The organism is Paraburkholderia sp. (genome assembly GCF_034668105.1).
GTDB lineage: Bacteria > Pseudomonadota > Gammaproteobacteria > Burkholderiales > Burkholderiaceae > Paraburkholderia.
In genome coordinates this window covers 1-12912 of the sequence record NZ_JAXDPY010000599.1, presented here as the reverse complement: position 1 = coordinate 12912, position 12912 = coordinate 1, and the positions used below count along the sequence as shown (strand labels likewise).

The following is a 12912-nucleotide window of genomic DNA, read 5'->3' as shown; positions in this document are numbered from 1 at the left end:
CAAGCAATCCGGCGCTACCGATGCTCGCGCACAGCACTACACGACGAATCCACCAGGCCCCGCGCCTCACCGGATTACGCTTGTGTGACGAAGATTCAAGGTCCAACGGGGCGATGCCGCAAAGATGGGTTCGTCCATAAGTTTTCTGGAAGATGGCGTTGCCGAAGTGGGCATCGTCGTAAGGCAAGCTTACTATGATGCGAGGGCGGCTTCACATTCTAATGTGAAGCGGCTCCACTCCAGTCTTGCGGCGCCCTTACGGACCACATGCGGACCGCAGGCGGACCGCAAGCCGGCGTCAGGAAAGATGATGCACTTCCTGCAGACCATAAACGGGCGTCGCAATCCCCTCCATGCGCGCCTTCAGTTGCAAAGACAAGTACTGTGAGTAGTGGCGCGACTGATGCAGATTACCGCCATGGAACCATAAAGCGGGCTGTTGCGTCGGCTTCCACATATTGCGTTGCTCGCCTTCCCACGGTCCCGGGTCCTTCGTTGTACTCGAACCCAGACCCCACACCTTGCCCACTTTATCCGCCACTTCGCGCGAGATGAGATCGGCGGCCCAGCCGTTCATCGATCCATAACCGGTGGCATAGACCACCAGATCCGCGTCGAGCTCGGTGCCGTCGCTCAGCAGGACAGCGTGCTCCTTCAGTTCGACTACATCCACGCCGCTCTTCAGTTTGATCTTGCCGTCCGCGACAAGATCGGCTGCACCGACATCGATGTAATAGCCCGAGCCGCGCCGAAGATATTTCATGAAAAGCCCGGAGTCGTCGTCCCCGAAATCGAGCATGAAGCCCCGCTTTTCGAGGCGGTCGTAGAACGCCGCGTCGCGCTCTCTGATTGCGTCGAATACGGGCTTCTGAAACGTATGCAGGATCTTGTACGGGATCGACGCAAACGTCAGGTCGGCTTTCGATGTCGTCATGCCCGACGCCACCGCGCGCTCGGAATAAAGATCCCCGAGTGCAAACTCCATCAGCGAATCCGACTTCACGATATGCGTGGACGAACGCTGAACCATCGTCACGTCGACGCCCGCCTCCCACAACGCCGCGCAAATATCATGCGCCGAATTGTTGGCGCCGATCACCACGACTTTCTTGCCCTTGTACGCGTCGGGTCCCGGATGTTTCGACGAATGATGCTGCTCGCCCTTGAACACGTCCATGCCTTTGAACGAGGGAATATTCGGCTTGCCCGACATACCCGTGGCCAGCACAAGCTGCCTGGGCCGTAGCGTTAGCGTCTCGCCGTCGTGCTCGACCTCGACCACCCATTCGGCCGCCGCTTCGTCGTATCGGGCGGACCTGCAAACCGTCGATCCCCAATAGTTCAGCTCCATGACTTTGGTGTACATCTCGAGCCAGTCGCCGATCTTGTCCTTGGGCGTAAAAACCGGCCAGTTGTCCGGGAACGGCAAATAAGGCATGTGGTCGTACCAAACCGGATCATGCAGGCACAGCGATTTGTAGCGGTTGCGCCAGGCATCGCCGGGACGTGGGTTTTTATCGACGATGATTGTCGGCACACCCAGTTGCCGCAAACGCGCGCCCAGGCCAATCCCCCCCTGCCCACCGCCCACAATCAGGCAGTAAGGCTGCTCCGCGCGGCCCAGCGCTTGCGCTTCGGCTTCACGACGCTCCTTCCAGCTGGTCCGGTCCATGCGTGCGCCATGTTCCGCGCCCATCGGACGCCGCTGGCCTTTGGGCTCTTCATGACCTTTCAGTTCACCCATGGTGGTCAGCAAGGTCCAGATCAGGCCGTCCTTCACGCGGATAAAGCCGCTGCCGCGGGCCACCTCCGTCTCGAAGGTGATCCACGCCTGAGCTAATCCGTCGGCCTCGGTCGGCGCTTCATTGTCGGCAATCTTCAGCTTGCTGGGCTTGATCGCGTCGACTTGCGCGTCGAGCATCGCGGCGATCTGGTCGCGGCCCTCCATGGTTTTGATATTCCATGTGAAAGCCACAAGATCGCGCCAGTAGCACTCGGGTTGAAACAACGCGACGGCCGCAGCCGTATCCCGCCGTTTAAGCGCTGATTCCAGGGATTCCAGAACATGGGTGATAGTCTCGGTTGCATTATTTTCAGGCATGGTTGCTCCTCCATTCGATACGGATCAATGAAACGTCGAAGTAATGCGCGGGTTCTGTGCCCGCTGGATAACCGCGGACCGCTAGCGCCGGTGAGGCGGGACAATGCCGAACTTCGCGATCCGTCTGTAAAGCGTGGCGCGCGAGATGCCGAGGCTGCTGGCTGTTTCGACCGCGTGCCATTTCGCATCGGTCAGCGCGGCGACGATGCGCTCGCGCTCAAGTGCGTCGATCTCGTTCAAAGCCGGTTGCGCGTCGGCTGCGGGGATGCGGGGCTTCCGCGCCGCCGGCCGTTGCGCGCGCCTGACGGGCGCACGAACCCGCGCGTAAAGCGGCGAGCCGTTGCCCGCAATTTTCATCGAGACCATATCGCGGCCGGGCCTGACATCCAGCAGGCGTTCGGCACAAACGTCGAATAGCTCGGAGAGGGGTCGCGGCAGCTGACCCAGGCCCGGCATGCACTCTTTTGCCCGGCGGTTTGCCGCGACCGCATTTCCGCGCGCATCGAAGGCAATCAGAATTTCCGGCTGGGTTTCCACATAGTGGCGGTTCCGGTGCGCCAGCAACACCCAGCAATGCGTGGTTGCGTTGAGAAAGAAACTGTCCTCGATCAACACCGCGCTATGACGCACGATGTGATTGATCAGACGTTGGCTTTCGCGTTCGTCAGGCGAGTGAATCGCCGATGCGTCCAGCACGCCGATCAGTTCGCCGTCCAGCCCGAAGATGGGCGACGCGCTGCACGTCAAGGAGGTAAACGCGGCGCGGAAATGATCCGTCTTATGCACGGTGATCGGTTGGGAGTCGAGCAGTACGGCCGCGACGCCGCAGGTTCCCTCTTCCTGCTCGGACCAGCACGAACCTAAATAGAGACCTGCCCGTTTGAAATCGTGGCGCCGATCCCGGTCGACGCGGTAATCAATCGTCACGCCCTCCGCGTCGGTGAGCATCACGCAATAGTCCGCTTCGCGAACCGTCTCGTGCAGACGCGAAAGACATTCACCCGACGCGCGTAAAACCGATTCTTCGCGGTGTTGCACATCGCGTAGTTCCGGGGCGCTCAGAATGCGCGGCCCCGCTGTCAGGCCAGGATCGAGATGATATTGCTCGAGCGAGCGCCAATACGACGAAGCCAGCCGCGTGGCGTCGCCGCCGCGATCCGGCATTCGGCCCTCAATCAACCTCCGGATCCGGTCGATGTGTCTCACTTGCGGAACATAGGGCATGCATGTCTCCGTTCGGCTCGGCGCACCTCGCATCAGGGGCGCGCTCAGGATGACTTGTAGCATGCGGGTTCCGGAAGAGCACATTGCAGTGCAGCATCCAAGCGGATGAGACTTTTGTCTCAGTCTCTTTTGCGCGCTGATCGCCGAGGCCGAGCGCGGCCAGTCAGCGGCATGAAACGCACAATTCGGCAGGCTAATGTGGCGGCCGTCGAGTGACTTCACGCCACATTAATTTCCGCATTTTTTTCGATATTTGTCGTTTACCCCGGAGTTAAGATCGCCGCAGCCTGAATAGAAGAAGGGGAAAAAGTGGCGCTCACCTTGAACCTGTCGGCCTCCGAACATCTGAACAAGTCGTTAAAGATCGACGCTATCCGATTCCTCGCGGCTGTCTGGGTTCTGATGTATCACTTTCGTCCGGTGTTTCCTGAGTTCGGGCAGCGTGTTCGCACGCGCCGGGCTGCAATGGAAACTAGCTTATCCGCGAAACAGGGCGTCTAAATTCACCTTGACTCATTTCATTCTTTACACCAGTTGAACAATAGAATGACAACCGGGCCGGCCGCCGATTTCTAGTTTTTCGTTCGCCTCGCCAAACTCGAAAGCCTGTCGGGCGCGGCGCGCCTCAGTGCCCCGCCCGACCCGCATTCGCGTATGTGTCCCCAACCATCAGATGCACGATCTCGTCGCCGTTGGTCGCGGCCACGAGCCGTTCGCCGGCAACCTCGCCGCGCCGCAGGACCACCACGCGATCGGCAATGGCAAAAATATCGTGCAGGTTGTGGGAGATCAGAATCACGGAGACGCCTTGGGCTTTCAACGCGGCGATCAACTCCATCACCTTGCGTTGTTCGGGTACGCCGAGCGCGGCGGTGGGCTCGTCCATGATCAACACACGCGCATTCCAGTAGATCGCGCGGCCGATCGCAATCGCCTGCCGTTGCCCGCCGGACAGCATCTTCACCGGACCGCCGAGCTTGCGCTCGGGAATCACGATATCGAGACGTTCGAGTACTTCGCGCGCGACCTGCGCCATGCGTGGCCGGTCGATGACCTGAAGCCCGAATTGCCGGCGCGTCGGCTCGCGGCCGAGAAAAATGTTGCTGCCGACGTCGAGGTTGTCCGCCAGCGCGAGATCCTGATAGATGGTCTCGATCCCTTGCGCGCGAGCGTCCTGCGGATCGCGCAGTTGCAAGGCTGCGCCGTTGAACAGCAAGCTGCCGGCATCGGCATGGTAGACGCCGGAGAGGATCTTGATGAGGGTCGACTTGCCTGCGCCGTTGTCGCCGGCGAGTGCCAGCACTTCGCCCGCCATGAGTTGCAGCGAGACGCGCCGGAGCGCCTCCACACCGCCGAAGCGGATCGAGATGTCGCGCGCCTCGAGGATCGGCGTGCTCATTGGGCGCCTCCGAGCCGTTCCTTGTACTGGTCGATCAGCACCGACATGATGATCACAATGCCCACCACGATGAACTGCCAGAACGCGTTGACGTCGATGAAGACCAGGCCGAACTCGATCACCGCGATGATCAACGCGCCAATCAGCGTGCCGATCACATTACCGGTCCCGCCGAACAGACTCGCGCCGCCAATCACCACCGCGGCAATCGAGTCGAGCAGCATCGGCTCGCCGGCGTTGGCAGCGCCCGCGGCAAACCGCGCCGTATAGACCACGCCGCCGACAGCGGCAAACGCTGCGGCAATCAGATAGATCACCAGCAAATGGCGTTTGACATTGATGCCCGCGCGGCCCGCCGACTGCGGATTGCCGCCAATGGCATACGTGTACTGTCCGAACCGCGTCTTCGACAACACGACATGCATGACGATCAGCAAGACCGCCGTCAGCGTCACCGGCGTCCAGCCCCGACCGAGCCACGCGAGGCCGGCATTGTCCACTGCCACGGTCATGCCGCTGCCCGCCGCCAGAAAGCCCGCACCGCGCGCGACACCATACATGCCGAGCGTGCCGATGAAGGCCGGCACGCCGAGCCGCGCAATCAGCACGCCGTTGACCAGGCCAGGAATCGCGCACACCGCGAGCGTCAATGGAATGGAAAACAGCAGGATCCACGGCGAGCCGCTGCCCAATAGCGTGAATTGCGCGACACACACAGCCGCCAGTCCCATGACAAATCCCACCGACAGATCGATGCCCGCCGTGATGATCACGAACGTCTGGCCGATCGCGAGCAGTAGTGGCGCACTGGCCGCCAGACCGATCGACTGCAGGTTGTACGCGTTGAAGATAAACGAGCGATGATCCGACACCTGTGCCCAGACTTCGAAAAACACCAGTAGCGCGGCAAGGAAGAGCCAGGGCCAGACTCTGCTGATCAGAGCGAGCCGGTCGAGTCGTGAGTTATCCATGAAGTCGTCCGGGAAATCGGCAACGGCATCCACGTGCGCGCATTGGCGCACGCGGGCATACGTACTCGTGCGACAGCGCTGACTAGTTCGAATAGATGTACTGCTTCATGTCCGGCTGGTCGATATTCGTTTTGTCGAGCACTACGAAGCCCGTGCTCTTGAACGGCGGAATCTTCTTGCCGTGGATTACGTCCGCCGCGAACTTCACGCCGTAGTAGCCGATTTCATCCGGGCGCTGCGCGATCGCGATGTCGACAAGACCGCTTTTGATCTGCTGGTCGATGCCAGGCACGGCGTCGAACACCACGACCTTCACGACGCCTTGCTTGCCCGCCGCCTTGACGCCTTGCGCGGCGCCGCTGCCGGAGAAGGTGTTGGCGCCGAACACGCCGGCAAGGTCGGGGTTGCGCGCCAGCACCGCGGCGACGTGGGATGCCGCGCGGTTCGCATCGTCCTCGTTATATTGAGTTTGCAGCACCTTGATATTGGGGTGCTTCTTCAGCTCGTCCATGAAGCCTTCGGCACGCGCATCGGTACTCGAGATGCCCGGCTTGTTGTTTTCACAGTAAACGGTGCCCTTGTCGCCAATGGCTTTCGCCAGCGATCGCGCCGCCACGCGCCCGCCTTCCAGGTTATCCGAAGCAATGTAGGACAACGGAAAATCCGCGTCGCCCTTGCCGGTCTGATAGTGGCCGTCGCCGATATACGTATCGACCGTGATGACCTTGATGCCTGCGTCAGCCGCCTCCTTCAGCGGTCCGATCAACTGCTGCTTGTCGACCGGTGAAACCAGCAGCACATCCGGATGTTTGGCAATGAACGCCTTGAGGATCGGCACCTGCTCGGTGGTGTTCCACGCCTTCGGCACCTGGAATAACAACTGTACGTGTTCTTCGTTCGCGGCGCGCTCGGCGCCGCGATGCATCGTGAAATAGAAAGGATCGGTGACGCCCGGCAGCAGCGCGACGACGGGATGCGCGGCATCCGCATGCGCCGGCACCGTGAACGAACAGGTCACGATCGTTGCAAGAGCAACCAGATAGTGGGAAACGATGCGCTTCATTATTGTCTTCCTCCTGTTGAGTCCGACGAACGGCGCCTGAGCTGATTCGTTTTGACCTTCCTGAAGTGACGGCGTCCGGCAGTTGGCCAGTATACTGACCAGCGTCAGCCGCGACCGTAGTGTTTACCTGCATCGTTTCCGCATACTCCCGCTTGATGGTGTACCGCCTTGCTACTGCCGGCGAGGCAGGCGCACCACGAACACCGTTTCGGTCTCGTCGGAGTGCGCTTCAATGTTTCCCCCGTGGGCCTTGGCAATCTCGCGCGCGATATACAACCCCAGCCCCAGACTGCTGTCGGCATTGATGGCCTGATGGTTCAGACCACGCTGGAGCGGATCAAAGATGCGTTCGAGCGTGGCGTGCTCGATTGCGGGCCCGCTGTTTTTCACCTCCAGGCGGACTTCCGCTTCCTCGCCGGTCACGAACACCCGCACCGGCGCGTCAGGCGCGCCATATTTGATCGCATTCAGCACCAGGTTGCCGAGCAACTGCTGCAGACGCCGGCCGTCCCACACCCCTTTACAGTCGCCAACCAGGTTCAGATCGACTGGATGGTCCGGATGCACGGCTCGTATCAGGTCCAGTTCGTCGGCAAGCTGCTTGACCAGGTCAATCTCGGCCGGTGCGATCTTGATGCCCAGGCCCAGCCTGGTTCGATTGAAATCAAGCATATCGTCCAGCAGCGCCTGCATGCGCCCGCCGCTTCTGATCAACCGGGACGCGGCGCCCGACACCTTGTCGCCGGCGTTCAGCGCGGCGAGATACGAAGCGGTCATCTGGATGGTCTGAAGCGGACTGCGCATGTCGTGGCCCAGCATCCCCAGCAACAGATTGCGGGCCTGCTCCACCTGCGCGCTGAAAAAGCCGACCGATTCGGCGATGGCCTGATCGATCGCCTCATTGAAACGGATGATGTCGTCCAGATGAGGGGCGTCGGGCTGACAAGCGTCCATCCACAGGCGCAGTACGCTGGCCCGCAGCGCGCGATACTCGGCGGTCAGCTGGTCGATGTCGAACCCGCCGCGCGCGCGCAGAAGGGCATGCGTCTGCGCGGCCGTCTCCGGGGCGCCCGGCAGTTTCGGCGCCTGTCCTGTTGATTTCTCGATCTGGGCCGCCGGGCTCTGGGAGGTCGACAGGTCTTTCGCCACGGCCTCCAGAATTTGCTGCGCGTGGTCGCGTAAAGCCAGCGGTCTCAGGTTGGCCGCCGCCGGTACAAGCGTGCCGGCAAACGCCTCCCATTGCGCCACAATTGCTTCCATATCGTGCAGGATGAAGTCAGCCAATCTCATGTCTGCCCCGGAAATGACGAAAAAGAGAACCTAGGTAGCCATTCTTGCGGAGTTCATTAATCCACGCAAACTGATTGGATCAGGTCCGCCGGGTCCGCGAGTTGCCACTCGTGGTGGCATTCCGTACTTCGGCGGCTGGCGTTTCCCGTTGCTGCCGAGGTCGACGTCAGGCGACGCCCTGTCCGGCGCAGCAGTCAGCGTGGCGGACGCCTGCCTGTTCACCATGTTATTTTGAGGGGGCAAAGTCGGCCTCGAGGTGCGCAATCGCTCACGGATGTCATTCAGCGCATGCGTACCCGTCCGACCGTTTCAACTGGCTTCTGAGCACAAATATCCAGTCAACCCAGCGTCTTCGAGACCCGACACCCTGGTTGGCACGGCGGTTGCGCAACAGCGTATCGGGAGCGAATCCCATCCCATCTTGCTTGTCCCCGCCGTCGAAGGTGATGCCGCAAACTGGTTATCGCTTCCGTCACTGCCCAGGAGCGCGAAGCGATGCAACTTGCAGACGATGCCGACATGAGTCGCGCAGGACGCGTGCGGCGACGCAGACGCTCACGCGAGATCTCCCGCTATGCCGGCAAGCCGATCCGGCTGCTATGGCGCTATGTGGGCCGGCGCAAGACAGCGCATGCCGTGGTACTCGCAAGTGTGCTGATCGCGGTCGGTTGCGCGCTGGCGTCGCAGTATGGAATCAAGAATCTCGTCGACGCATTGCCCGCCGGACGCGCGCATCCGGATACGGTGATCCGGGCCTTCGCGATCCTGGTCGTCTTGATTCTCGCCGATAACCTGTTCTGGCGAATCGGCGGGTGGATCGCCGCGCGTGCGTTCGTCGCGGTCACGGGCGACGTCAGAAACGAGATGTTCGGCTATCTGACGGCGCACGCTCCGGTATTTTTCGCGGACAAGCAGCCCGGCGTCCTTTCCAGCCGGGTATCGGCGATGGCCAATGCCGTGTACACCATCGAAAACACCGTCGCATGGACCGCGCTGCCGCCCTGTCTGACGGTAGCCGGCGCGATTGCCATGATCGGCATCGTCAGCATACCGATGAGTCTCGCGCTCACGGCCATTTCCGCCGCGCTCGCCTGCGGGCTGTTCGTGCTTGCGAGCAAGGGCACGGCGCGGCACCAGGCGTTCGCCGCGCGTGCCGCATCGGTGGACGGCGAACTGGTGGACGTGATCGGCAATATGGGCCTGGTGCGCACGTTCTCCGCGACGGACAGCGAGCGTCAACGGCTCGACGGGCATCTGGAAACAGAGGGCGGCGCACGCACGAGAAGCCTGCTGTACCTCGAAAAACTGCGGCTGCTGCACTCGCTCGCCACCACCGTGCTATCGGCCGGACTGCTTGGCTGGACGCTGTGGCTATGGACCCAGGATCGCGCCACCACCGGCGACGTGGTGCTGGTCGGCTCGCTCGGCTTTGCGATTCTGCACGGCACGCGTGATCTGGCCGTGGCGCTGGTCGATCTGACCCAGCACGTTGCCCGTCTCGGGGAGGCCACGCAAACGCTGCTGATCCCGCACGAGATGGCCGAGCGCGGCAATACGGCGCCGCTGCAAATTCAGGAAGCGACCGTGGACTTCGACAACGTCACCTTCGCCTATGCGGGACGCCGGCCGGTCCTTAGCGGATTCAACCTGCACATTCGCGCGGGCGAGCGGATCGGCCTGATCGGTCCGTCCGGTGCCGGCAAGTCGACCATTTTCGCGCTGATCCAGCACTTCTATGAACCGCAGTCAGGTTGCGTGCGCATTTCCGGCCAGGATATTTCACAGGTCACGCTGCAAAGTCTGCAGGCCGCGATTTCAATCGTGCCTCAGGACGTCTCGCTGTTTCATCGATCGTTGCTGGATAACATCCGCTATGGCAAGCCCACCGCGACCGAGGAGGAAGTACGCCGCGCGTGTGAAGACGCAAACTGCCTGGATTTCCTCGCCGCCATGCCGGGCGGCCTCAAGACGATAGCGGGCGACCGTGGCACGAAGCTGTCGGGCGGTCAGCGGCAGCGCATCGCGATTGCGCGCGCCATTCTCAAGGACGCGCCGATCCTGTTGCTCGACGAAGCCACCTCGGCGCTCGACACCGCGTCCGAGCTCGCGATCCAGTCAGCACTCGAACGGCTGATGAAAAATCGCACGGTCATCGCGATTGCGCACCGGCTTTCCACCTTGCAGACCTTCGATCGCATCGTCGTCATCAATCGGGGCCGCGTGGTTCAGGACGGCCCGCCGGCGGAGTTGGCAAACGTGCCCGGCATCTATCGCGAGACACTCGAGCGGCAGCGCAAACGTGTACCGGCGGGTTGAGGAAAACGTGTGGCGCAATTGGCGGGCAGTAAGCGGAGAGTACGGTCCCTTCTCGATTCGAATAATTTTTATTAAGGGAAAACCCGTATAATCGGCCACAAGAGGTCAGACAACTACGACAATAGCCGTCAAGAGAGTCGTCAAGACCCTGGCTCGCGCCCCGTCCGCGCGGCGCCAACCCTGAAAGCCTTTTCTCCCATTTACGTGAACCCAACCACGACTGCCCTGCCTTTCCGAAACGCCTTGCTCGCCATGCTCGGCATCGGTCTCGTCAACATGCTGGTCGCCCTCGACCAGACCGTCGTCAGCACCGCCTTGCCTTCGATCGTCGCTGAACTGCATGACTTCGAGTACTACGCATGGATTGCCAGCGCGTACCTGCTGGCGTCGGTGGTGACCGTCCCCGTGTTCGGCCGTCTCGGCGACTATTTCGGCCGCAAGCGTTTCGTGATTGCGGCGGTCATCACGTTCACGGTCGCGTCGGTGCTGTGCGGCGTCGCGAACAACATGCTGTTCCTCGTGATCGCGCGAGGCCTGCAAGGGGTCGGCGGCGGGATGATGGTGGGCACGGCATTCGCGTCGATACCCGACCTCTTTCCCGATCCGCGCGCACGGGTACGCTGGCAAGTGGTCATGGCGGCGGCGTACGGCATCGGCACCGCGGCGGGGCCTTCGCTGGGCGGCTGGATGAGCGAGCACTGGGGCTGGCGCTCAACCTTCCTGATCAACCTGCCGGTGGGCGCCGCGGCGCTCTATTTCATCTGGGCGCATCTGCCCAACTTTCAGCGTCCGCACGAGGGCGAGGTCAAGATCGACTGGCTCGGCGCCGCGCTGGTTGCAGCCGTGCTGGGCAGCCTGCAGGCTTTCATCGAAGCCGTGCCGAAACACGGTCTGACGGCCGGCAATCTGACGCTGGCGGCCTTCGTGATTGCCGGCACCGTTGCGTTGCTGGTCTGCGAGAAACGCGCCACGCATCCGATCATTCCGCTCGACCTGTTTAAAGACGCGCAACTCGTCACGCTCTTCATTCTCAGCTTCCTGTCCGGCTTCGTGATGTTCTCGCTGATCTTCTTCGCGCCGCTTTTGTTGCAAGGCGGCTTCGGGCTGTCGCCCCAGCAAGCCGGTCTGCTCGCCACGCCGATTGCCGCCTGCATCGCGCTCGGCAGCCTGCTGAATACGCGCATCGTCCTTCACATGAAGAAGCCCACGCGGATTCTGTCGATCGGTTTCGCACTGCTGCTGTTCGCCTCGATCGCGCTGGCGTTTACCAATCCGGAGACACCGCACATGGGGATCGAATTGCCGATGGCGGCCGTCGGCATCGGCCTGGGGTTCATCCTGAACAATCTGAATGTGTTCGGCCAGGAGATTGCCGGGCGCGAACGCTTCGGCATCACGACGGCGCTGCTGCAGTCCACGCGGATGGTGGGCGGTATGCTCGGCACCAGCATCGTGGCCACCGCGGTGCAGCACCACTACCGCGCCGTGGTCACCCGCACGATGAGCGTACTCGGCGAACCGGCCGTCTCGCAATGGCAGCCGCGCTTCGTCGATCTGCGCATTCTGATCGACGAAGCGTCGCGTCTGAAACTGCTCGCGGATATGAAGACCTCGGGGCTCAATACCGTCGCGCTAATCGACACCGCACGCGATGCACTGGTGCAGTCAATTCATATCGGCGTCTGGCTGACGGCGGTGGCGGCGCTTGCCGCTGCGTTGCTCGTGCAGCGGATCTCGCATGTTGTGTTTCGCCGCAGTTGAGCCCCTTCTGCGCCGCTTACTGCGCGCCTAGCTTCCTGATCAGCGCGTCGAGCTGCGCCGTCTCTTCCTCAGTCAGATCGGTCAGCGGCGCGCGCACCGGACCCGCGTCGCGGCACACCAGTTTCGCGCCCGCCTTCACGATACTCACCGCGTAGCCCTGGCGGCGGTTGCGGATCGCCAGATACGGCAGGAAGAATTCGTCGATGAGCTTGCCGGTGGTGGCGTGATCGTCGGCGGCAATCGCGCGGTAAAACGCCATCGCCGTCTTCGGAATGAAATTGAACACCGCCGACGAATACACCGGTACGCCCAGCGCCTTATACGCCGCGGCGTAGATTTCCGCGGTCGGCAAGCCGCCGAGATAGGAGAAGCGGTCGCCGAGACGCCGGCGAATCGTCACCATCGCCTCGATTTCACCCACACCGTCCTTGAAGCCGATCAGGTTCGGGCAACGGTCCGCGAGACGTTCGAGCATGTCCGCGTTCAATTTCGAGTTCGCGCGGTTGTAGACGATCACGCCGATATTCTTCACCGCCTTGCACACCTGCTCGACGTGCGCGGCAATGCCTTCCTGCGACGCCTCGGTCAGATAGTGCGGCATCAGCAGCACGCCGTTTGCGCCGAGACGCTCGGCTTCCTGCGCATAGTCGATCGCGACGCGCGTCGGGCCACCCGCGCCGGCGAGAATCGGCACCTTGCCTTTGCAGGTTTCGGTGGCCGTGCGAATCACGTTCGTGTAGTCGGCTTTGGTCAGCGAGAAAAATTCGCCCGTGCCGCCGGCGGCAAA

10 protein-coding genes are annotated in these 12912 nt (G+C 61.9%); 2 read left to right on the top strand and 8 right to left on the bottom strand.

Going from position 1 to position 12912, the window contains the following annotated elements:
- The 7 genes from QOC89_RS26495 to QOC89_RS26465 form a co-directional block, all read right to left on the bottom strand.
- Window positions 1-187, bottom strand: a 187-nt coding sequence (locus QOC89_RS26495) for a hypothetical protein (protein ID WP_323047737.1), incomplete at its 3' end; no start/stop codon positions are given.
- Window positions 188-298: 111 nt separating this feature from the next.
- Window positions 299-2101 (bottom strand): NAD(P)/FAD-dependent oxidoreductase, encoded by a 1803-nt coding sequence (locus QOC89_RS26490; RefSeq protein ID WP_323047736.1) that lies wholly within the window; start codon window positions 2099-2101, stop codon window positions 299-301.
- Between the two features lie 81 nt (window positions 2102-2182).
- Window positions 2183-3325 carry a sigma-54-dependent Fis family transcriptional regulator gene (locus tag QOC89_RS26485; protein WP_323047735.1) on the bottom strand — a complete coding sequence of 381 codons (1143 nt, stop codon included), beginning with the start codon at window positions 3323-3325 and terminating at the stop codon, window positions 2183-2185.
- Between the two features lie 625 nt (window positions 3326-3950).
- Window positions 3951-4724 (bottom strand): ATP-binding cassette domain-containing protein, encoded by a 774-nt coding sequence (locus tag QOC89_RS26480; protein ID WP_323047734.1) that lies wholly within the window; start codon window positions 4722-4724, stop codon window positions 3951-3953.
- A complete protein-coding gene (locus QOC89_RS26475; protein ID WP_323047733.1) occupies window positions 4721-5695 on the bottom strand; it encodes an ABC transporter permease subunit in 975 nt (324 codons plus the stop codon). Before QOC89_RS26475 ends, QOC89_RS26480 begins: the two co-directional genes overlap by 4 nt.
- 82 nt (window positions 5696-5777) lie before the next feature.
- Window positions 5778-6758 (bottom strand): ABC transporter substrate-binding protein, encoded by a 981-nt coding sequence (locus tag QOC89_RS26470; RefSeq protein WP_323047732.1) that lies wholly within the window; start codon window positions 6756-6758, stop codon window positions 5778-5780.
- 171 nt (window positions 6759-6929) lie between these two features.
- A complete protein-coding gene (locus tag QOC89_RS26465) occupies window positions 6930-8048 on the bottom strand; it encodes a sensor histidine kinase (protein WP_323047731.1) in 1119 nt (372 codons plus the stop codon).
- 495 nt (window positions 8049-8543) lie between these two features.
- Here QOC89_RS26465 and QOC89_RS26460 point away from each other — a divergent pair, with 495 nt between their 5' ends.
- Both QOC89_RS26460 and QOC89_RS26455 read left to right on the top strand, forming a co-directional pair.
- Window positions 8544-10364: an ABC transporter ATP-binding protein gene (locus tag QOC89_RS26460; protein ID WP_323047730.1), complete on the top strand. Its 1821-nt coding sequence runs from the start codon at window positions 8544-8546 to the stop codon at window positions 10362-10364.
- A gap of 252 nt (window positions 10365-10616) precedes the next feature.
- Window positions 10617-12125 carry an MFS transporter gene (locus QOC89_RS26455; protein WP_323047738.1) on the top strand — a complete coding sequence of 503 codons (1509 nt, stop codon included), beginning with the start codon at window positions 10617-10619 and terminating at the stop codon, window positions 12123-12125.
- Between the two features lie 16 nt (window positions 12126-12141).
- On the opposite strand, the gene kdgD is transcribed toward QOC89_RS26455, so the two are convergent.
- A partial coding sequence (kdgD, locus tag QOC89_RS26450; protein ID WP_323047729.1) for a 5-dehydro-4-deoxyglucarate dehydratase occupies window positions 12142-12912 on the bottom strand: 771 nt, incomplete at its 5' end.